This is a genomic window from Streptomonospora litoralis (assembly GCF_004323735.1).
Classification (GTDB): Bacteria; Actinomycetota; Actinomycetes; order Streptosporangiales; family Streptosporangiaceae; genus Streptomonospora; species Streptomonospora litoralis.
Window position 1 is genome coordinate 2,404,586 of sequence record NZ_CP036455.1, and the last position, 20,747, is coordinate 2,425,332.

Annotated in this window: 22 protein-coding genes; 16 read left to right on the forward strand and 6 right to left on the reverse strand. The window is 74.6% G+C overall.

Annotated elements, in window-relative coordinates; translation table 11 throughout:
* The first annotated feature begins 99 nt into the window (after positions 1-99).
* Positions 100-780: a hypothetical protein gene (locus EKD16_RS10405; RefSeq protein WP_207391489.1), complete on the forward strand. Its 681-nt coding sequence runs from the start codon at positions 100-102 to the stop codon at positions 778-780.
* Between the two features lie 19 nt (positions 781-799).
* Here EKD16_RS10405 and EKD16_RS10410 read toward each other — a convergent pair whose 3' ends face one another.
* From EKD16_RS10410 to EKD16_RS10425, 4 genes are all read right to left on the reverse strand, one after another.
* Entirely contained in the window at positions 800-1,963 is a 1,164-nt protein-coding gene (locus EKD16_RS10410) for a TIGR04222 domain-containing membrane protein (protein WP_131098201.1), read from the reverse strand.
* Positions 1,964-2,117: 154 nt separating this feature from the next.
* Positions 2,118-2,615: a Cys-tRNA(Pro) deacylase gene (gene ybaK, locus EKD16_RS10415; RefSeq protein ID WP_207391490.1), complete on the reverse strand. Its 498-nt coding sequence runs from the start codon at positions 2,613-2,615 to the stop codon at positions 2,118-2,120.
* Positions 2,616-2,672: 57 nt separating this feature from the next.
* Positions 2,673-3,353, reverse strand: a complete 681-nt coding sequence (locus EKD16_RS10420) for an LON peptidase substrate-binding domain-containing protein (RefSeq protein ID WP_131098203.1) — start codon at positions 3,351-3,353, stop codon at positions 2,673-2,675.
* A gap of 103 nt (positions 3,354-3,456) precedes the next feature.
* Positions 3,457-4,017, reverse strand: a complete 561-nt coding sequence (locus EKD16_RS10425) for a ferritin (protein ID WP_131098204.1) — start codon at positions 4,015-4,017, stop codon at positions 3,457-3,459.
* Positions 4,018-4,274: 257 nt separating this feature from the next.
* Here EKD16_RS10425 and hisD point away from each other — a divergent pair, with 257 nt between their 5' ends.
* From hisD to hisF, 7 genes are all read left to right on the forward strand, one after another.
* On the forward strand, positions 4,275-5,585 hold the full coding sequence (hisD, locus tag EKD16_RS10430) for a histidinol dehydrogenase (protein WP_131098205.1): 1,311 nt from the start codon (positions 4,275-4,277) through the stop codon (positions 5,583-5,585).
* Between the two features lie 62 nt (positions 5,586-5,647).
* The gene (locus EKD16_RS10435) at positions 5,648-6,736 is read left to right on the forward strand and encodes a histidinol-phosphate transaminase (RefSeq protein WP_131102333.1); all 1,089 of its coding nucleotides are present in this window, start codon (positions 5,648-5,650) and stop codon (positions 6,734-6,736) included.
* 82 nt (positions 6,737-6,818) lie between these two features.
* Positions 6,819-7,412, forward strand: a complete 594-nt coding sequence (hisB, locus tag EKD16_RS10440; protein WP_131098206.1) for an imidazoleglycerol-phosphate dehydratase HisB — start codon at positions 6,819-6,821, stop codon at positions 7,410-7,412.
* On the forward strand, positions 7,412-7,576 hold the full coding sequence (locus EKD16_RS25320; RefSeq protein WP_165498544.1) for a hypothetical protein: 165 nt from the start codon (positions 7,412-7,414) through the stop codon (positions 7,574-7,576). The genes hisB and EKD16_RS25320 overlap by 1 nt, the downstream gene beginning before the upstream one ends.
* 136 nt (positions 7,577-7,712) lie before the next feature.
* On the forward strand, positions 7,713-8,348 hold the full coding sequence (gene hisH / locus EKD16_RS10445; RefSeq protein WP_131098207.1) for an imidazole glycerol phosphate synthase subunit HisH: 636 nt from the start codon (positions 7,713-7,715) through the stop codon (positions 8,346-8,348).
* Positions 8,349-8,416: 68 nt separating this feature from the next.
* A complete protein-coding gene (gene priA, locus EKD16_RS10450; protein ID WP_131098208.1) occupies positions 8,417-9,148 on the forward strand; it encodes a bifunctional 1-(5-phosphoribosyl)-5-((5-phosphoribosylamino)methylideneamino)imidazole-4-carboxamide isomerase/phosphoribosylanthranilate isomerase PriA in 732 nt (243 codons plus the stop codon).
* Entirely contained in the window at positions 9,145-9,915 is a 771-nt protein-coding gene (hisF, locus tag EKD16_RS10455) for an imidazole glycerol phosphate synthase subunit HisF (protein WP_131098209.1), read from the forward strand. The genes priA and hisF overlap by 4 nt, the downstream gene beginning before the upstream one ends.
* Positions 9,916-9,962: 47 nt before the next feature.
* Here hisF and EKD16_RS10460 read toward each other — a convergent pair whose 3' ends face one another.
* Positions 9,963-10,781 carry a maleylpyruvate isomerase N-terminal domain-containing protein gene (locus EKD16_RS10460; RefSeq protein WP_131098210.1) on the reverse strand — a complete coding sequence of 273 codons (819 nt, stop codon included), beginning with the start codon at positions 10,779-10,781 and terminating at the stop codon, positions 9,963-9,965.
* Positions 10,782-11,042: 261 nt separating this feature from the next.
* On the opposite strand from EKD16_RS10460, the gene EKD16_RS10465 reads away from it, so the two are divergent.
* Both EKD16_RS10465 and EKD16_RS10470 read left to right on the forward strand, forming a co-directional pair.
* Complete coding sequence (locus tag EKD16_RS10465) at positions 11,043-13,022, forward strand: ABC transporter ATP-binding protein (RefSeq protein ID WP_131098211.1); 1,980 nt, start codon at positions 11,043-11,045, stop codon at positions 13,020-13,022.
* Positions 13,019-14,839: an ABC transporter ATP-binding protein gene (locus tag EKD16_RS10470; RefSeq protein WP_131098212.1), complete on the forward strand. Its 1,821-nt coding sequence runs from the start codon at positions 13,019-13,021 to the stop codon at positions 14,837-14,839. The genes EKD16_RS10465 and EKD16_RS10470 overlap by 4 nt, the downstream gene beginning before the upstream one ends.
* Positions 14,840-14,879: 40 nt before the next feature.
* Here EKD16_RS10470 and EKD16_RS10475 read toward each other — a convergent pair whose 3' ends face one another.
* Complete coding sequence (locus EKD16_RS10475) at positions 14,880-15,881, reverse strand: SIS domain-containing protein (RefSeq protein WP_131098213.1); 1,002 nt, start codon at positions 15,879-15,881, stop codon at positions 14,880-14,882.
* A gap of 1,185 nt (positions 15,882-17,066) precedes the next feature.
* Between EKD16_RS10475 and hisI the strand changes: the two genes are divergently transcribed.
* The 6 genes from hisI (at position 17,067) to trpC (ending at position 20,630) form a co-directional block, all read left to right on the forward strand.
* On the forward strand, positions 17,067-17,486 hold the full coding sequence (hisI, locus tag EKD16_RS10480) for a phosphoribosyl-AMP cyclohydrolase (RefSeq protein WP_131098214.1): 420 nt from the start codon (positions 17,067-17,069) through the stop codon (positions 17,484-17,486).
* Entirely contained in the window at positions 17,483-18,160 is a 678-nt protein-coding gene (locus tag EKD16_RS10485) for a Trp biosynthesis-associated membrane protein (protein ID WP_131098215.1), read from the forward strand. Before hisI ends, EKD16_RS10485 begins: the two co-directional genes overlap by 4 nt.
* Positions 18,160-18,528, forward strand: coding sequence for an HGxxPAAW family protein (locus EKD16_RS10490; protein ID WP_131098216.1), 369 nt, complete (start codon positions 18,160-18,162; stop codon positions 18,526-18,528). Before EKD16_RS10485 ends, EKD16_RS10490 begins: the two co-directional genes overlap by 1 nt.
* Before the next feature lie 227 nt (positions 18,529-18,755).
* Positions 18,756-19,130 (forward strand): CD225/dispanin family protein, encoded by a 375-nt coding sequence (locus EKD16_RS10495; RefSeq protein ID WP_131098217.1) that lies wholly within the window; start codon positions 18,756-18,758, stop codon positions 19,128-19,130.
* On the forward strand, positions 19,130-19,573 hold the full coding sequence (locus tag EKD16_RS10500; protein ID WP_131098218.1) for a DUF2752 domain-containing protein: 444 nt from the start codon (positions 19,130-19,132) through the stop codon (positions 19,571-19,573). Before EKD16_RS10495 ends, EKD16_RS10500 begins: the two co-directional genes overlap by 1 nt.
* Positions 19,574-19,823: 250 nt before the next feature.
* Positions 19,824-20,630 (forward strand): indole-3-glycerol phosphate synthase TrpC, encoded by an 807-nt coding sequence (trpC, locus tag EKD16_RS10505; RefSeq protein WP_131098219.1) that lies wholly within the window; start codon positions 19,824-19,826, stop codon positions 20,628-20,630.
* The last annotated feature ends 117 nt before the right edge of the window (positions 20,631-20,747 follow it).

The following is a 20,747-nucleotide window of genomic DNA, read 5'->3' on the forward strand; positions in this document are numbered from 1 at the left end:
GATTGTCCGCCGCAGTCGGACCGGGCGCCACCGGTTTTCCCACCGCGGCGGCAGGAAAGGAGCCAAGAGATTCAATCGGACAAGGGGGTGCGGCGCCCGATGATGCGCCGAAGACTCGCCGCGGGCGGAGCCGTCCTGGGCGCCAACGCTGCGCTGGGCCTGCCGCTGGGCCTGCTGTGGTGGCTCCTGGCCCCGCGGCCGCGGGTCACGGTCGGCCGCGACGGCGGAATCCTGCCCTTCCCCGTCTCCGAGACGAATTTCGCGGTCGACGGCTACTTCGCGCTGATCATGATGATCACCGGCCTGCTGTGCGGATACGCCGTCTACATGCTGCAGTACCGGCTGGCCGCGCGCGACGCCACCGACCTGCGCCTGGTGTGCCTGCTGGGCATGGCCGCGGGCGCCGCCGCGGGGTCGGTCCTCGCGTGGCAGGTGGGCACCCTGCTCGACGCCGCCGAGTTCCAGCGGGCCGTGGAGGCGGCGGGCCCGGGCGAGGTGATCCGCTCGGGCTTGCGGCTGGAGGCGCTCAGCGCCCTCGTGGCCTGGCCGTTCGTCGCCGTGCTGCAGTACGGGCTCTTCGACGCGGTGAGCCTGTGGCGCGGCGACCTGCCCGCGCAGCGCCGCGCCGCCGGGCACGAGGCGGGGTCCGAAGCCGTGCCCGCCGGATCCGACACCGCCGACGCACCCACGGGCGGTGCACAGCCCTCCGGCGCGCCGGAGGCCGCCGAGGCGCCCGCGGCCGAGCGCCCCGAGGACACCGGCCCGCACGGCCCCGGCTGAGCCGCCGTACCCCGCGGATTCAGGCCGCGGCCTGCGGGCCGCTCGGCCCGCCCGTGCCGCCCGTGCCGTCCCCTGGCCGTCGGCGGATCGCCGTGGAGGCGGTGCCCTCGCCGCGCCAGTCGCCGCTGCCGCCGTCACCGCCGAAGTTGCCGCCCAGCCCGCTGTTGGGGCGGCCCACACCCGTTCCGCACGCCGCGGCGAACGAACGTACCGCGGCGAACTCGGCGCAGTCGGGATCGTCCAGGTCGATCACCGGCAGGTGCCGGCCGCGGCGCAGCGCCCGGAAGCCCAGCAGGGCACTCGACCGCAGTGCCTCTGCGGTGGGACCGCCGCCGCCCGGCCGCGCGTGCGCCTCGGCCAGCACCGCGTCCCCGGCGGCCGTGCGCGGCCCCAGTTTGCCGCCGCTGAGGTGGTAGAGGCTGTGGACGAGCCCCCAGCACGCCATGAGCGCCAGCCCGGCGGCCGCGACACGCGGTTGTGCGACCGCCGGGATCGCCGCCGCCGTCGCGGCGGCCGCGACGGCGACCGCGCCCAGCATCCCGCCGATCAGCCGCTCGGCGGCATAGACCAGGGAGGGGTAGACGATCAGCACCCCCGCGAAGACCAGCGGAACGGCGTCGACGCGTTCCCCCTCGGGGATCATCGCCCACAGCACCGCGGCCCCGCCGGCCGGCACCGCGGCCGCGCCGAACAGCGTGTGCAGCACCCAGGCGGCGGCGCGCACCGCAGCCACCCGCGCCAGCCGCTCGGGAGTGAGGAACAGGCCCAGCCGGCGCAGCCGCCACAGCACGGCGGTCGCGGGGTCGGCTTTGGCGGCCAGGCGCACCAGCTGGTCGGCCGCGATCGGGCGGGCGGAGCCCAGGCGGGCGTCCAGCAGGCGGGCGAAGGGTGCGCGCGAGAGCCGGGCGGCCTGCTCCTCGGCCTGCTGGGGGCGGGCCACCATGCCGTGGCCCCGCGCCACGGCGCGCCCGCTCAGGTACAGCTCGGCCAGCGCGACCTCGCCCATGCGCTGGCGACCGCCGGCGAGCATGGCCAGTTCGAAGGAGTCCAGATCCTCGGGACCCACGGGCGGACGCTGCGGACCGCGCCGGCGGATGCGCGCATAGGCCCAGCGGGTGCCGAGGTAGCAGGCGGCGACGGCCAGGTGGCCCAGGGTTAGCGCCAACACGATCCCGGCGACCATCGCGCCTCCTCCACGCGCCCCGCTCTATTCACGTCGGTGACACAACGGTAAGCCGGAACGGGCAGCGAGGAAAGAGGCCGCAGGCGCCTGCTCGCAAGCGGATCGGGCGCCTCGGCGGGGCCGGGAAGACGCCGGCGGCGAAAGGCGCGCCCGCTCAGCCCGCGGCCGCCTCCGTGATGCGGGCGGTGGCGGCGTCCGCGGCGCGCAGCAGGTCGCCGGGGGAGAGCTCCATCTGCAGGCCGCGCCGACCCGCCGAGACGAACACGGTGTCGTGGTCGGCGACCGAGGAGTCGACGACCGTGCGCAGCCGCTTGCGCCCGCCCAGCGGGCTGATGCCGCCGCGCACGTAGCCCGTGGCCCGCTCGGCGTCAGCGGGATCGGCCATGGCCGCGCGCTTGCCGCCCGCTGCCGCGGCCAGCGCCTTGAGGTCCAGACCGCCGGAGACCGGTACCGCGCCCACCGTCAGGCGCCCGTCGACCTCGGCGACCAGCGTCTTGAACACCCGGTCCGGGCTCACCCCGAGCGCGTCGGCGGCCTCGGCGCCGTAGGAGGAGCCCGGTTCGGCCCGGCCGGCGGTTTCGTAGGTGTGCAGCCGGTAGGCGATGCCGGCGCGCGCGGCCGCGACCGTGGCCGGTGTCTGCTTGCCGCTCACCGCGGCCTCCATTCCGCTTTCGACGCGGCCCGTAGCGGGGCCGCATCCGTCGGGGTGTCAGTTGAGGTTGACCTCGGGCTGCAGCAGCCGCCCGGGCGGGAGCACCGGCAGCGAGGTGAGCACGCGGTTCTCGCGGCGCAGCAGCTCGGCGGCCAGTTGCAGGCGCTGTGCGGCGTGGTCGGCCTCCAGCAGTCCCTGCTTGTCGCTCTGGTCGACGACCATCGCCGCGGCGACGGCATAGGACAGCGGCAGGGGAGCCGAGGGGAACTCCCGCGGCGGCTCGGCGGAGACGCCGACGCCGCGCAGGCGCTCGCAGTAGACCCCGAACAGGCGGCCCACCCGCTCAGCGTACTCGTCGGCGCCGTCGCCGAGCTCGTCGGGCAGGAACGTGGTCTCGGCGCGCAGGTAGGGGGTGTCGCCGTCGGACTCCTGCACCGTGTCCAGCCGGAACCGCGAGCCCCCGGCGACCACCAGGTCGTAGGTGCCGTCGGAGTGGCGGCGGGCCGAGCGGATCTCGGCGGTGCAGCCGACCCCCGCGAGCTGGGGGGCCGAGGCGTCGCCCACCTCGTGGCCCAGTTCGATGCCCACGACGCCGAAGGTGCCCGCGGCGGCGTGGCCGGGTTCCTCCAGCACGTCGGCCACGAGTCGGCGGTAGCGCTCCTCGAACACGCGCAGCGGCAGGGGCGCGCCGGGGAAGAGCACGCTGTTCAGCGGAAAGAGCGGCAACCGGTGTGGCATTGCACAAGTATGCCCGACTCCGCGGCGGCCGACCCGCGTCGACGGGGGGCGCTGCCGGGAGCCGGGCGGAGACCGGCGGTGCTCGTGCGGGCCGGCGACGGCGTCAGCCGACCAAGGGGCCGGCGGTCTCGGGCGCGTGCGGGTCGTCCGAGTGGCCGGACAGCTCGCGGTGCACCCAGGTCTCGACGTCGAACATGTTGCCGTTGCCCCGGTCGACCACGTTGAGCAGCGTCGACATGGTCGACACCTCCTCGACCTGCTCCTGCAGGAACCAGTTGAGGAACTGCTCGCCGGTGTAGTCGCGCTCGTCGCGGGCGGCCTCGGCCAGCTGCTTGATCTGCTCGGTCACCTGCTGCTCCTGGCGCAGGGCCAGTGCGACGAGTTCGCGCGGCTCGGCGAAGTCGGTCCGGATTTCGCCCACGCCGGGAATGTCGGGGGCCACGCCGTTGTCGATCAGATAGCGGACCATCATCGTCGCGTGGTCGCGCTCCTCCAGCGACTGGCGGTAGAACAGGCGCGCGACCCCCGGCAGGTCCCGCTCGTCGAACCAGGCCGCCAGCGCGAAGTACTGGTGCGAGGCGGTGAATTCGTGTCCCACCTGGTCCAGGAGGAGGCGGTGGAACTTGGAAAGGCCGTGCTCGGAGGTCCGTGTCGTCGCGTTCATAGTTACACAATAGCCCCCGAAAAATGCCTTGTCGATTAATTTCGAAGTAATGTCCGACACTTAGGAAAGCCTTCCCAGGGAGGATTCGAGTTAGGTATTGCGAAGTAAGGCGACGCTAAATTGTCCGGCATTCGGTAAGGCTCTCCTCAATTCGTGTTCCGGTGCCGGGGGCCGCACCGCCCGCACACCCGCGCCACGCCTGCGGCCCCGCCCGGAGCAGGCCGCTCCACCGCACCCGCGCCCCTTAGAATGAAACCGTGATCTCCCGAATCGACCTCCGAGGAAGCGCCGGGGACCCGCGCGAGCTGCTGCCGCGGGCCGAGCTGGACATCGGGGCCGCTCTGGATGCGGTGCGCCCCATCTGCGAGGACGTCCGCCTGCGCGGCACCGAGGCGCTCGCCGAGCTCACCGAGCGCTTCGACGGCGTCCGGCCCCCGGCCATCCGCGTTCCCCGCGCCGAGCTCGACTCCGCGCTGGCCGGGCTCGATCCCGCGGTCAGAGCCGCGCTGGAGGAGTCGATAGAGCGCGCCCGCCGCGTCCACGCCGCGCAGCGCCGCGAGGACACCACCACCCGCGTGGTCCCCGGCGGAACCGTCACCGAGCGCTGGGTCCCCGTCGGCCGTGTGGGGCTCTACGTCCCCGGCGGACGCGCCGTCTACCCCTCCAGCGTTGTCATGAACGTCGTGCCCGCGCAGGAGGCCGGCGTCGACTCGCTCGCGGTCACCTCGCCGCCCCAGGCGGAGTTCGGCGGACTGCCGCACCCGACGATCCTCGCCGCCTGCGCCCTGCTGGGCGTCGACGAGGTCTACGCGGTCGGCGGCGCACAGGCCGTGGCCATGTTCGCCTACGGCGCCGGCGAGTGCGAGCGCGCCGACATGGTCACCGGGCCCGGCAACATCTGGGTGGCCGCCGCCAAGCGGCTGCTCAAGGGCGTCATCGGCATCGACGCCGAAGCCGGCCCCACCGAGATCGCCGTCCTCGCCGACGACACCGCCGACCCCGGCTACATCGCCGCCGACCTCGTCAGCCAGGCCGAGCACGACACGGTGGCCGCCTCCGTGCTGGTCACGCCCTCGGCCGAGCTCGCCGACAAGGTCGAGACCGAGCTGTCGGCGCGCGTGGCCGCCACCCGCCACCGCGACCGCGTCGCCGAGGCGCTGGGCGGGCGCCAGTCCGGCATCGTGCTGGTCGACGACACCGCCCACGGGCTGGCCGTCGTCGACGCCTACGCCGCCGAGCACCTGGAGGTCATGACCGCCGACTCCGCGGGCGACGCCGCCGCGGTGCGCAACGCCGGCGCCGTGTTCGTCGGCCCCCACTCGCCGGTGTCGCTGGGCGACTACTGCGCCGGCTCCAACCACGTGCTGCCCACCGGCGGCAGCGCCGTGCACTCGGCGGGGCTGAGCGTGCAGACGTTCCTGCGCGGCATCCACGTCGTCACCTACGACCGCGACGCGCTGGCCGAGGCGGCCCCGCACGTGATGGCGCTGGCCGAGGCCGAAGACCTGCCCGCCCACGGCGAGGCGGTGGCCGCGCGCGTCGGCGGCGCATCGGGGGGAGCCGCGTGAGCGAGGCGAACGGCACCGCACCGGGCGGCGGGAGCGACGAGGAGTCCCAGGCCGCCGAGCCGATCACCCTGGAGGACCTGCCGCTGCGCGACGACCTGCGCGGGCGCGCCCCCTACGGCGCGCCGCAGCTGGAGGTCCCCGTCGCGCTGAACACCAACGAGAACCCCTACCCTCCCTCGGCCGCCCTCGCCGCGGCGCTCGCGCGCAACGTCGAGGAGGCGGCGGCCGGGCTCAACCGCTACCCCGACCGCGACGCCACCCGGTTGCGCGCCGACCTCGCCGGCTACCTCGGCCACGGGCTCGACGGGCGCCGCGTGTGGGCGGCCAACGGCTCCAACGAGATCCTGCAGCAGATCCTGCAGGCGTTCGGCGGCCCCGGCCGCACCGCGATGGGCTTCGAACCCTCCTACTCGATGCACCCGGTCATCTCCCGGGTCACCTGCACCGAGTGGACGCCCGTCGAGCGCTCCGGCGGCGACTTCGACATCGACCCCCGCACCGCCGTGCAGGCCGTCCGCCGCAACCGGCCCGACGTGGTCTTCCTGACCTCGCCGAACAACCCCACCGGCACCGCCCTGCCGCTGGAGACCGTCGCGGCCGTCGCCGAGGCCGCCCCCGGCATGGTCGTCGTCGACGAGGCCTACGCCGAGTTCCGCCGCGAGGGCACCCCCAGTGCGCTGACCCTGCTGGAAGACCACCCCCGGCTGATCGTCTCGCGCACCATGTCCAAGGCCTTCGCTCTGGCCGGGGCCCGGGTGGGCTACCTCGCCGCGCACCCCGCCGTCATCGACGCGCTGCAGCTGGTGCGGCTGCCCTACCACCTCTCGGCCGTCACACAGGTGGTCGCCGCGACCGCTCTGGAGTTCGCGGACGAGCTGCTGGGCCAGGTCAAGCAGCTGCGCCAGGAGCGCGACGCCCTGGTGGAGTGGCTGCGCGCCAACGGCTTCGCGGTCGCCGCCTCCGACGCCAACTTCGTGCTCTTCGGCGACTTCGGCGACCGCTCCGCTATCTGGCGCGGCCTGCTGGAGCGCGGGATCCTGGTACGCGAGGTCGGTCCGCCGCACATGCTGCGCGTCACCGTCGGCACCGCCGCGGAAATGTCGAGGTTCCGCGAAGCGTTGCTCCAGGTGAGCGCCGAGCATCCGGCCTAGCGCCGAGCCGTGAAAGCATGAGCCGGGCCCGCGCGGCCCGCCCCACCGCCACCCTCAGCAGCCTCAGGAGAGACCGCCAGCCATGAGCCGCACCGGCCGCGTCGAACGGACAACCAAAGAGACCAAGGTCGCCGTCGAGATCGATCTGGACGGCAGCGGGGTCGCCGACATCTCCACCGGTGTCGGCTTCTACGACCACATGCTCGACCAGCTCGCCAAGCACGGCCTGTTCGACCTCACCGTGCACACCGAGGGCGATCTGCACATCGACTCCCACCACACCATGGAGGACACCGCGCTGGCGCTGGGCGCGGCCTTCGCCGAGGCGCTCGGCGACAAGGCCGGCATCCGCCGCTTCGCCGACGCCAAGGTGCCGCTCGACGAGGCGCTGGCCGAGGTCACCGTGGACGTCTCCGGACGGCCCTACCTCGTCCACAGCGAGCCCGAGGGCATGGCCCCCGTCATCGGCCGCGACTACGACACCACGATGACCCGGCACATCTTCGAGTCGTTCGTCGCCCAGGCGCGGGTGGCCCTGCACGTCCGCGTGCCCTACGGCCGCAACGCCCACCACATCGTCGAATGCCAGTTCAAGGCCCTCGCGCGGGCGCTGCGCCAGGCATGCGAGCCCGATCCCCGGGTCAGCGGCGTCCCCTCCACCAAGGGCGCACTGTAGTGACCCAGGTATGGGGCGTGCTGCTCGTCGCCCTGGGCGGACTGCTGGCCGGAGGCACGGCCGCGCTGTGGAAGACGAACAGGGCCCTCTCGGTCGCTCTGGGCCTGTGCGCCGTGCTGGCGGTGGCCGCCGGCGTCCTGCGGTTGGGCTACTTCGGCGCCTGAGCGGCCGCAGCCGCGCGCCGTGCCGCACGCGGCGGGCGCACCGGCGGTGGAGCGCATCCGCCCGGGGCCCGACGCCGCCGCCCGACCGCGACCGACCCCTACGACGACCCACGACCTTCGAAAGGCGGGATCCACCGTGCGCAAGCGCGTCGTCATCCTCGACTACGGCTCGGGCAACCTGCGCTCGGCCCAGCGCGCCGTCGAGCGCACCGGCGCCGAGGTCGCCGTCTCCGGCGACCCGCATGCCGCCCTGGAGGCCGACGGCCTCGTCGTGCCCGGTGTCGGCGCCTTCGCCGCCTGCAGCGAGGGGCTGCGGGCCGCCGGCGGCGACCGGGTGATCGGCAAGCGGCTCGCGGGAGGGCGGCCCGTCCTGGGTATCTGCGTGGGCATGCAGGTGCTCTTCGAGCGGGGCGTGGAACACGGCTCGGCCAGTGAGGGCTGCGGCGAGTGGCCCGGCACCGTGGAGCGGCTGCAGGCGCCCATCGTGCCGCACATGGGCTGGAACACCCTGCGCGCCCCCGAAGGCACCCGGCTCTTCGCCGGTCTGCCCGCCGACGAGCGCTTCTACTTCGTGCACTCCTACGGCGTGCTGGAGTGGACCCTGCAGCCGGCCTCGCCGCACATGGCTCCGCCCCTGGTCACCTGGAGCACCCACGGCGGCCCGTTCGTGTCGGCCGTGGAGAACGGGCCGCTGTCGGCCACCCAGTTCCACCCCGAGAAGTCCGGCGACGCCGGCGCCCAGGTGCTGGCCAACTGGGTCGGCACGCTGTGACCACCCGCGCGCCGCACGCGTTCCCGCCCGCAGACGAACCCGCACGCACACCACCAGTAAGGCCATCCATGTCCTCCACCCTTGAACTGCTGCCCGCCGTCGACGTCGCCGGCGGGCAGGCCGTCCAGCTCGTCCAGGGCAAGGCCGGCTCCGGCGGCCGGTACGGCGACCCGCTCCAGGCCGCGCTGGGCTGGCAGGAAGCGGGGGCCGAGTGGATCCACCTGGTCGACCTGGACGCCGCCTTCGGCCGCGGCCATAACCGCGACCTGCTCGCCGGGATCGTCGGCCGCCTGGACATCCGGGTCGAGCTCTCCGGCGGCATACGCGACGACGACTCGCTGCGCGCCGCTCTGGCCACCGGCTGCACCCGCGTCAACATCGGCACCGCCGCACTGGAGAACCCCGACTGGTGCGCGCGCATCATCGCCGAGCACGGCGAGAGCATCGCCATCGGACTGGACGTGCGCGGCAGCACGCTGGCCGCCCGCGGCTGGACCCGCGACGGCGGCGACCTCAGCAGCACCCTGGACCGCCTGGAGGCCGAAGGCTGCGCCCGCTACGTGGTCACCGACGTCACCAAGGACGGCACACTCAAGGGGCCCAACCTGGAGCTGCTGCGGACCGTGGCCCGGCGCACCGACAAGCCCGTGGTCGCCAGCGGCGGCATCGCCACGCTGGACGACCTCACCGCCATCGCCTCGCTCACCGGGGAGGGCGTCGAGGGCGCCATCATGGGCACCGCGCTCTACGAAGGCGCCTTCACCCTGCAGGACGCGCTCAAGGCGGTGCGTGCAGCATGAGCCTGGCCGTGCGCGTCATCCCCTGCCTCGACGTGGACGCCGGGCGGGTGGTCAAGGGCGTCAACTTCCAGAACCTCCGCGACGCCGGCGACCCGGTGGAACTGGCCGCCCGCTACGACGCCGAAAGCGCCGACGAGCTGACCTTCCTGGACGTCACCGCCTCCAGCGGCGACCGCGAGACCACCTACGAGGTCGTGCGCCGCACCGCCGAGCAGGTGTTCATCCCGCTGACCGTCGGCGGAGGCGTGCGCGCCCCCGCCGACGTCGACCGGCTGCTGCGCGCCGGTGCGGACAAGGTCGGTGTGAACACCGCGGCCATCGCCCGCCCCGAGCTGATCCGCGAGATCGCGCGGCGCTTCGGCAGCCAGGTGCTCGTGCTCTCCGCCGACGTGCGCCGCGCCTCGGGGGAGGAGCCCACCCCTAGCGGATTCGAGGTCACCACGCACGGCGGCCGGCGCGGCACCGGCGTCGACGCCGTCGAGTGGGCCGCCCGCGGTGCCGAACTGGGGGCCGGCGAGCTGCTGCTGAACTCCATGGACGCCGACGGCACTCGCGCCGGATTCGACCTCGAGTTGATCCGGGCCGTGCGCGCCGTGGTGGAGATCCCGGTGATCGCCAGCGGGGGAGCGGGCAAGGTCGAACACTTCCCGCCCGCCGTCGACGCCGGAGCCGACGCCGTCCTGGCCGCCAGTGTGTTCCACTTCGGCGAGTTCACCGTCGCCGACGTCAAGGCCGAGCTGCGCGCCCACGGCAACCCCGTGCGCTGACCCCCGGCCGCGCCGGCACGGATCGCGGCTGTGGGGCTGCGCGGGAATCACGTCCAGGCGACACGCTCCAGCCAGAATCCGAGCAGGTCCGCATCGCCCTGCACGTCCACCGTGCCCGCCTGCGGGGAGCGGCGCCGCATCAGCACCAGCAGCAGTTCGCTCGGAGGGCCGACGACCGTCACAGCCGCCGGCCCCCGGCCGCGGGAGCAGGAGATCGCGGTGCCGGTGAGGTCGACCCGCCAGTCGGCGAGCGCCTCGCCGCCGGGACCGGCGGCCCGGAACGCCAGGACGCGGCCGGTACCCGGCAGGTCGCGCTTGTCCGGCCGGGCCTCCAGCATGCCCGGCAGCGACTCCAGCTCCATCCACTCGTCGACGCCGTCGACGGCGAGCTCGTCGTCCAAATCGAAACCGACGCCCAGCGCCAGCGCGGCGTCGGCGCGGTGCACCGCGGTCTCGTGGGCGAAGCGGCGGGCGTAGAAGCCGGACCGCTGCACGCCCGGCACCGGGGTCCACACGGCGGCGTCGGGACCCGCCTCGCGCAGGGTCGCCACCAGGCGCGCGGCGCCGGCGGCGAGCCACGCCGCCAGCGCGGCGCCTTCGTCCGGCCCGCCGGTGGATCCGGGCTCGCCGGGCAGGCCGAACACCTCGCGTACGGGATCGTCGGACACGGGCCCGCTCGCCCGGGTGCGCACGGTCTCCTCGGCCCACATGTGCCCGCCCCCGACATGGCGGACCAGGTTGCGCACGGCCCAACCGGGGCAGGTGGGTACGGGAAGGTCCAGGTCGGCGGCGGTGACATGCGATCCGAGCAGCTCGGCCTGGGCGAGCAGGTGGTCGCAGAGGCGGTCGTGGTGCACAGTGCCCATGGCGCCACGCTAGGGCAGGGGTGTGACCGAACGGTGTCAAAGGGTGCCCGCGCGTCGGGGTGGGTCGCCACGCGTCCGCATCCGGACACGCAGCGAGCCGGAATGTCGGCACCGGGTGGAATAGTCCGTCTACGCCCGCCGCTGAACCAATCGGCTACGACCTCCCCGGTGCGCCGGAGTAGGTTGTACGCCGGTGCCGTCCGGTCATAGGACGGCGCCGGCGACGCACCACCGGATCAGTGCCTACGGGCAGGGGGACCTATGCCGCACGACAGCACGACCGGCCCGAGACCCGGGCGGGCGGTGTTCCGGCGCGGCATGCGCGTGCTGTGGGTGGCGATCCGCACCGAGCCCCTGGTCTTCCTGGTCGCGGTCGCCGGAGCCGCGCTGCACGCCGCCGTCAGCGTCGCCTCGGCCTCGGTCATGGGCGGCATCACCGACCGGGTCGTGATGCCCGCCCTCGACAGCGGCTCGACCACCGCCGCCGCCCTGTCCGCGGCCGCCGGCCTGCTGCTGGGCGTGGGCGTGGCCAAAGCGCTCGGACTGGCCGCCCGGCGGCTGTTCGCCGGGCTGATGCAGTTCCGCATGCAGGCGCGCTACCGCCGCTCGGTCTCGCGCACCTACCTGCGCCTCCCGCTGTCCTGGCACCACCGCCACGCCACCGGGCAGCTGCTGTCCAACGCCAACGCCGACGTCGAGGAGTCCTGGCGGCCCCTGGCGCCGCTGCCCATGGTGATCGGCAGCATCATCATGCTCGTCATCGCCGCCGTGGCGATGGTCGTCACCGATCCGATGCTCGCACTGATCGCCTTCGTCATCTTCCCCGTCCTGGCACTGGCCAACGTGGTCTTCCAGCGCCGCGTCTCGCCGGCCGCCACCCGCGCCCAGGCGCTGCGCGCGGAGGTCAGCGAGGTCGCCCACGAGTCCTTCGACGGCGCGCTCGTGGTCAAGAGCCTCGGCCGCGAGGACACCGAGACCGAGCGCTTCACCGAGGCCGCCCACCGGCTGCGCGACGCCCAGATCCAGGTCGGCCGCATGCGCGCCGCCTTCGACCCCGTCATGGAGCACCTGCCCAACTTCGGCATCCTCGCCGTCCTCGTGGTGGGCGTGTGGCGGCTGTCCACCGGCGCGATCACCGCAGGCGACCTCGTGCAGGTGGCCTACCTGTTCACCCTGCTCACACTGCCCATCCGCTCCTTCGGCTGGATCCTGGGCGACCTGCCGCGCACCGTCGTGGGCTGGAACCGCGTCCAGGCGGTCCTCACCGCCCAGGGGGCGATGCCCTACGGCGACCGCCGCGTCGCCGACGGCGAGGGCGGCATCCGGCTCGCCGCCGAGGGGGTCTCCTTCTCCTACGAGGACGGCTACGGCGGCGGCCGCGACCTCGGCGACACACCGCGGGCCGCCGCGTCCCGCAGCACCGTGCTCAGCGGGGTCGACCTCGACATCGCCCCCGGCCGCACCGTCGCGCTCGTCGGCCCCACCGGCGCCGGCAAGTCCACCCTGACCACCGTGCTGATGCGCCTGGTCGACCCCGACACCGGCACCGTCCGCCTCGACGGCACCGACGTACGCGACCTCGACAAGGGCGAGATCGCGCGGGCCGCCGCACTGGTGCCGCAGTCGACGTTCATCTTCGAGGACACCGTCCGCGGCAACGTCACCCTCGGCGCGGACATCGACGACACCCGGGTGTGGGACGCGCTGCGGCTGGCCCGCGCCGACTCCTTCATCGCGGCCCTGCCCGAGGGCCTCGACACCAGCCTCGGTGAGCGCGGTACCAGCCTCTCCGGCGGCCAGCGCCAGCGCCTGGCCCTGGCGCGGGCACTGGTGCGCCGTCCCCGCCTGCTGATCCTCGACGACTCCACCTCCGCCGTCGATCCGCAGGTCGAGGCGCAGATCCTCGCCGGGCTGCGCGAGAGGGACCTCGCCGCGACCGTCATCGTGGTCGCCTACCGCCGCGCCACCATCGAACTCGCCGACGAGGTGGTGTACCTGGAACGGGGCACCGTGGACGACCGCGGTACCCACGCCGAACTGCTGGAGCGCTCCGCGGGCTACCACCGCCTGGTCACCGCCTACGAGCGCGCCGCCGCCGAGCGGGCCGGCGAAGGCGAACCCGGCGAGGGCGAGCCCGAACCGCGCGGCCTGCGCCCCGCCCGCGTCTCCGGCTCCGGTCACCGCGGAGCCGCGGACGGTGCGGCCGAACCCGAGACCGAGACCCAGGAGGCCGCGCGTTGACCGCCCCCACCGAGGAGACGGCACCGGAACAGGAAGCACCGCACGGCGGGCTGCAGCGCAGCCGCGACGGCGCCCTCGCCACCGTCCGGCGCGGGTTGCGGCTGTCCCCCGAGTTCGCCCGCGGCCTGTGGCTGACCCTGCTGCTGGCCGTCGTGGCCACCGCGGGCAAGGTCATCGTGCCCATCGCGATCCAGCAGATCATCGACCGCGGCCTGGGAGCCGCGGGCGGCGGCCCCGACATGGACTTCGTCACCACCACGGTGGCGCTGTGCGCGGGCACGCTGGCCGTCACCATGGTCTGCGCGTACCTGATGAACGTGCGTCTGTACCGCGCCACCGAGTCGGCGCTGGCCACCCTGCGCCGCAAGGCGTTCCGCCACGTCCACGACCTGTCCGTGCTCACCCAGGACAGTGAGCGCAAGGGCGCCCTGGTTGCCCGCGTCACCGCCGACGTGGACCAGATCAGCACCTTCATGCAGTGGGGCGGCCTGCAGCTGATCGTCAGCGTCGGCCAGCTGGTGGTCGCCACCGTCCTCATGGCGGTGTACTCCTGGGAGCTCACCCTGCTGGTGTGGGTGTGCTTCCTGCCGCTGCTCTTCGGCGCGCGCTGGCTGCAGAAGCTGCTTTCCCGGGCCTACCTCAAGGTCCGCGAGCGCACCGGCGACATGCTCGGTGCCATCGGCGAGACCGTGATGGGCGCCTCGGTGATCCGCGCCCACGCCACCGAGGAGCGCACCGCCCGCCGCATCGACACCACGGTGGTGGCCACCCGAACCGCCCAGGTCAAGGCGCAGCGGCTGTCCATGGCCGTCTCGCCCTTCGCCGAGATGATCGCGGCGGTGGGCAACGCCGCAGTCGTGGTGGTCGGCGTGCTGCTGGGCATCGGCGGCAGCATCACCGCAGGCGAGCTGGTGGCGTTCCTGTTCCTGATGACGCTGTTCGTCGCACCCATGATGATGGCCACCGAGATCTTCAACGAGGCGCAGAACGCCATCGCGGGCTGGCGGCGCGTGCTCGGCATCCTCGACACCGTCCCCGACATCGCCGACCCCGGCGAGGCGGGGGTGCAGCTGCCGCGCGGCCCGGTCGAGGTGCGCTTCGCCGACGTGTCCTACGCCTACCCGGGCGGGCCCACCGTGCTCGACTCCGTGGACGAGGAGATCGCGCCCGGCACCCGCATCGCCGTCGTCGGCGAGACCGGATCGGGCAAGACCACGTTCGTGAAGCTGCTCACCCGGCTGATGGACCCCGCCGCGGGGCGGGTCCTCGTCGACGGCACCGACCTGCGCGAGGTGGCCTTCTCCTCGCTGCGCGCCCGGATGGTGATGGTGCCCCAGGAAGGGTTCCTGTTCGACAGCTCGCTGGGCGCCAACATCCGCTTCGCCCGACCCGAGGCCACCGACGCGGAACTGGAGACGGCCATCGGCGAACTGGGCCTTGCGGACTGGCTGTCCACCCTGGCGCACGGCCTCGACACCCCGGTGGGCCAGCGGGGCGAGTCGCTCTCGGCCGGCGAGCGGCAACTGGTGGCGCTGGTGCGGGCCTACGTCGCCGACCCCGACCTGCTGGTGCTCGACGAGGCCACCTCGGCCGTCGACCCCGACACCGAGGTCCGCATCCAGCGGGCCCTGGACCGGCTCACCCGGGGACGCACCTCCGTGGCGATCGCCCACCGGCTCTCCACGGCCGAGGCGGCCGACGAGGTGCTCGTCTTCGACGCCGGCCGCGTCGCCCAGCGCGGCACCCACGGCGAACTGGTCGCCCGGCCCGGTGTCTACGCCGACCTCTACGCCTCCTGGGTGCGCAGCTCGGCCTGAGCCGGGGTGCGGCCGGGCACCCGCACCGTCCGGGCGCCGCTCAGCCCGCGGCCGCCGGCCGGGCGCGCTCGCGCTCGGCCCACCAGTGCGCGGCGAGCAGTTCGGCCACCACCGGTTCGGTGAGCAGCCCCACATCGGGGTCGTTCTCGCCCGGATAGCGGACCTCCAGCGCCGCCCCCGGCACCTGGGCACCCACCGCGACCGCCTTGCCCCGCAAGCCGAGCAGGTGGTCCACCGTGCGGTCGTCGTAGTGCGAACCGGCGAACAGCAGCGCCCGGTAGTCGCTGACCGCCGCCAGGTAGCGGTCGGTGTGCGACCACTCGCCGGACTCCGCCGCGTGCGCGACCAGCACCGGCCCCTGCCGCAGCGCCAGCGCCCCCTGCTGCGCCGAGCACAACCGCTCGGCCGGTGCCACCAGGTACAGCCCCGCCGGAGACCGCAGCGCCTCGGCGGCCCGCGGCACCCACTCCCGAGCCTGCTCCAGCAGCCCCGCCGTCGCGTTGGCGCAGCGCCGCAGCGTCGTCGCCATGTCCCCGCCCAGCGGCGGGGCGCCCAGCCGGTAGCCCAGCAGCAGCAACAGCGCCAGCGCGTGCTGGAACGCCCGGCACGCCAGACCGCTGCGCTCGCCGCCCGCCAGCAGGGGAACCAGGATGTCGGCGTAGCGGGCGACCGGCCCCTCCGCGGCGTCGGTCAGCACGATGATGGCCGAGCGCTCGACGTAGGTGTCCAGGATCGTGCACAGCTCCCGGTCGCCGCCGCCGGAGGCCACCGCCACCACCAGCGTGTCGGGCCCCGGCGGCAGCGAGCGCTCCGCCGAGGCGTACTCGGCCACCGCCCCCAGCCCGGCCAGGCGCATGCGCGCCGCCGCGGCCGCGCACGCGTGGCGCGCGGCGCCCACGCCGAGCAGCAGGATGCCCGCGGGCTCGTCGTCCAGCAGCGCCGGCAGCGCCCGGTAGGGATCGTGGCGGGCCAGGCGGTCGGCGAGCGCGGACAGCGCGTCGGGTTTCCCGGCCAGGTCGGCGGTGAGTAGTTCGGCGGTCACAGGCTGCTGACTCCTGGCGAATCGGATGCGGCGGGGACGGACACTGAAGCGGCGCCAGAAACCCTACGGGGTGACGAAGCCGGCGAGGGGCGGCGAGGGTGGCGGGTGGCCGGGCCCGCGGTCGTCGGGTCGGGTGTGCGCCGGCGGCGGTTGCGGCGGGGCGGCGTTCGGCCGCCGCAGGCCGGTCGGCGCATCCAACGCGCGGTTTCCACCCGATTACGGCCGCTGTCTGGTCGCAACCCTGCGCTGGGCGCGGCTTGGCCCGTCTATCGTGAAGTTATGGTCGCAGGAAAGCGCATTCCTCGGCTATAAGTTCGCGATCACCGCCGGATGGACCGGCATACCGGACATACCGGCGCCGGTGGGCCGGCGTGGTGTCGCCGTGTTGCGGCCGGGACCGCGCGGGCCGGAGGCCGCGCGGCGGGGCGGTCGCGGGTGCTCGCACGACCCTGCGGCGCGCCGGATCGGGGACTGGGGGCGGCGACGTGTCGCTCGTGGCGCCCGGGCGCTGCCGCCGGGGGCCCCACCGCCCGATGGGGTGGGCTTTTGGGGGCCTATGCCCGTTTTGCGGGCGGCCTCGGCGGGCGCGGCGGCCACGAGGTGCACGGAAAGTTGACGTCGGGGGCGTTTTCGCGCCATTCGGTGCGCCTCGTGCGCCCCCGCGGCCGCAGCGCGGGCGCGGGGGCGCCGGGAACCCGGGCATTAGTGGGCAAAACACCCCGAGTTGTTTCGTATCGCGGAATGACGGTGCGGGGCGGCGCCGAGGCGGATACCGCCGCACGTAGGTGCATCTCGTGGCCCCGACCCGGCCGCATGACCGCCGCCGACCGCCCCGCGTCGCGCCCTTGCCGACAACCGAGCGGCGAGCGCCGGGGCTCGCCCACCGCGTCCCCGGCCCCGCCGCCGTCGTCGCCGTGCTCGCCGGCCGCCGCCACCGGCGGGCACCCGAACCGCTAGCTGCGGGCCGGACCCCGCTGTCACCGTCGCCGCCGCTTTTCCGTAAGTCCATCCGTCGCCCGGCAGACCCGAGCCGCCCGCCCCCACCACCCGCCCCCACCGCCCCCGCACCGGCCGCGGGCATCGGTGATGGTCATCCGGACGAGCCGGGCCACACGCGCGGCCCCGGCCGCGCCTGCTATGCGGACCCGGGCGCGGTCCGGCGCAGAGGGGCCATAGTCTGGAAACATGAGCACCAGTCCTCCCGCGGGCGCCCCCGGTACCGACGCCGGCCCGCGGCTCGCCCCGGAGATCGCCGAGCGGCTCACCCGCAACAGCGACGGCCTGCTGCCCGCAATCGTCCAGCAGCACGACACCGGCGAGGTGCTCATGCTCGCCTGGATGGACGACGAGGCGCTGCGCCGCACCCTCGACAGCGGCCGCGCCACCTACTGGTCGCGCAGCCGCCGCGAGTACTGGGTCAAGGGCGCCACCTCCGGCAATGTGCAGGCGGTCGTCGGCGTGGCGCTGGACTGCGACGGGGACACCCTGCTGCTGCGCGTCGACCAGAGCGGCCCCGCCTGCCACACCGGCGCGCACACCTGCTTCGACGAGGGCGAGCTGCCCTTGGGCGGCGGCAGCGCCCCCGCCGGCGGGGTGGCGCGGTGACCGATCGCCGCCGTCGCGCGGAGTACGCCCTCGCCCTGGGCGCGGTCGCCGCCGGTGCGGCGGCGCTCACCGGCGCGTCCGGGCGCACCTGGGCCCGCGCCGAGATCGCGCTCAGCGGCCCGGCCGCCCCCGCGCCCGTCGTCGTGACCGGCGACGACACCGCCCCCGCGGCCTTCGCGACGGGCCTGGCCGCACTCGCGGCGGTGGCCGCCCTGCCGGCCACCCGCGGCCTCGCCCGACGCGTCCTGGGCGGCCTGGTCGCGCTGTTCGGCGTCGCCGGACTGGCCGCCGTCTGGCGCGGGACCCGCCCCGCCGCGCTGCAGGACCTGGCCGCCGACCGCTCCACGGCCCACGGCGCGGTCGAGGCGCTCCACGTGTCGGCGCTATGGCCCGGCCTGGCCGCCGCCGGCGCCGCGCTGCTGGTGGCCGCCGGTGCCTACACGCTGGTCCGGGGGGCTGCCTGGCCGAGCATGGGCAGCAGGTACGATCGCCACAGCGCCCCGGGCACCGGCCGCAGCAGCGACCCCGCCGAGCTGTGGAAATCGCTCGACAGCGGCGCCGACCCCACTCTGGACACCGGACCCGGCGCCGGCGACCGGCCCGCCGACGCACACGGCCGCGCCGCACCGAGCCCGGCGACCCGCACCCGGCACGAGCACCCGAAGGAGCCTTGATGGCCGACGAACACCACGAGGACCACGGCAACACCGTCTCCGCATGGTTCCTGACCACGTCCTGGATCGTCGTGTGGACCGCGGCCGCAGGCGCGATCATCGTCGACGAGAACGTGGTGATGTGGTCCTTGGTGGCCCTGGGCGCCAGCGTCGTCTGCGCCGCGATCGCCGGGATCATGAAAAAGGCCGGACTCGGCCGCAGGCACCCCCGACCCACCCCGCCCACCCGCGAGGAGTGGGAGGCGCTCCAGGCCGGACAGCGCCGGGCCGAGCCCGCCGCGAAGTCCGCGGGCGCAGCGGAGGAGGCCGAGGCGGTCGCCGGCGACGCCGCCGAGGACTCCGCCGGAGAAACCGCCTCCGTCCGCTGAACCACGGCGCCCGCCCGCCCGGCGGGCGCCTGTGAGCGGCACGAGCGTCCAGGCGCCGATACGCCCGCCTGCCTCGGTGTGATCCGGGCCGATCTGGCATGATTCGGTCTACCGCGACGCGCTCAGGACGACAGGCCCAGCCGTGACCCCGTCTGGTGCGCCTCCTCCGCCGCGCGAAGCGGCCGCATTGGTCGACTCCGCAACCGAAACCGGAAAGCCGCATCGACATGAGCTACGGTCCTCCGCCCCCGCCTCCCTCCCAGCCGCCGCCCGGCGCCGGATACGGCCCGCCCCCCGGGGGCCCGGGGGGCTACGCCGGCGGCTCCGAACCGCCGAACAACTTCCTCGTGCCGGCCATCCTCTCGATGTTCTGCTGCTGGCCGTTCGCCATCCCCGCCATCCTTGCGGCGGCCAAGGTGAACGAGCTGTGGAACCTCGGCGACTTCGCCGGAGCCCAGGAGCGCGCCGACCGCGCCAAGCGCTTCGCGATCATCGCGCTCGTCGTCGGCATCCTGATCTACGTCGTGACGATCGTCGGCTACTTCGCGCTGTTCGCCGCCGTGCTCAGCACCGCGCCGACGACGACGGCGCCGGGATACTGATGTCCCGCGACGCCCTCGCGGCCACCGCGCGGCGCCGCCTGCACCCCGCGGCGGCGCCGCTGCTGCTAGCCGCCGCGGGGGCGGCCGGAGCCGTCCTGCTGCACTTCGTCGACCCCAACGAGGGCGGCAACTACCCGGTGTGCCCGTGGCTGATGATCACCGGGACCTGGTGCCCGGGTTGCGGGACCATGCGCGCCATCCACGCCATGACCGAGCTGGACGTGGCGGGCGCGTTCGGCATGAACCCGATGCTGATGCTGATGGCGCCCTTCCTGGCCTACGGCTACGTGCGCTGGCTCTACCGCTCCTTCCGCCCGGCGCCGCCGCGCACGACGCCCAAGAAGGCCCTGCACCCCGCGTGGCTGTACCTGTTCCTGGTCGCGTTCATCGCATACTGGGTGGTCCGCAACCTGCCCTTCGGCCAGTTCCTCGCCCCGGGCTGACCGCCCCGACGCCCGACCACGGGGGGACGTGGCAACAGCCCCGCGCGGACTCGATACGATCGGTAGTACCCGAACGCGGGGCCGCGCCCCGCGCTCCGGTGCCCGGCCCCGCCGCTCAACCGCGGCGGGCGTGCCCCGCCCGAGTACGCGACACCGGCCTCGGCCGCGGGCACCCGTCGACCCCAGTGCAACCCGCACGCGCGGGGATGGTCCAGGTCCACACACCGGCGAATTGAGGGGGCAGTCCCACGTGAGCGTGCTCGACGAGATACTCGAAGGAGTACGCGCCGATCTGGCCGATCGGCAGGAGGCCACACCCCTGGAGCGGCTCAAGGAGGCGGCCCGGTCCGTGCCCCGGCCCCAGGACGTGGCCGCGGCCCTGCGCAGGCCCGGTGTGCAGGTCATCGCCGAGGTGAAGCGGTCCAGTCCGTCCAAGGGGGCCCTGGCCACCATCACCGACCCCGCGGCGCTGGCCCGCGACTACGCGGCCGGCGGCGCAGCCCTCATCAGCGTCCTCACCGAGGGTCGGCGCTTCGCCGGCAGCCTCGGCGATCTGGACGCCGTGCGCGCGGCGGTGCCCACCCCGCTGCTGCGCAAGGATTTCATCATCAGCTCTTACCAGCTGTGGGAGGCGCGCGTGCACGGCGCCGACGCCGTGCTGCTCATCGTCGCCGCGCTGGAGCAGGAGGCACTGGTCTCCCTGGTCGAGCGGGCGCGCTCGCTGGGGCTGACCCCGCTGGTCGAGGTGCACACCGAGGACGAGGTCGGCCGCGCGCTGGAGGCCGGCGCCACCGTCGTCGGCGTCAACGCCCGCGACCTCAAGACCCTGCAGGTGGACCGCGACACCTTCGCCCGGCTCGCCCCGATGATCCCGGCCGACCGCGTCCGGATCGCCGAGTCCGGTGTCCGCGGTCCGCACGACCTGCTGGCCTACGCCGGCCACGGCGCCGACGCCGTCCTGGTGGGCGAAAGCCTGGTCCGCGGCCGACAGCCGCGCGACGCCGTCGCCGACCTGGTGACCGCGGGGGCGCACCCCGCGCTGCGGGACAGGGGCTGAGCTGTGCGTCTCCGCCCGCTCGTGCAGCGGCGCCCCGCCGGCGGCCGATGGCGTTAGGGGGCCCGCGCGCAACCGCGCGTCGGCCCCCGCAGCCGCGCCGACCTCATCCGGTCGGGC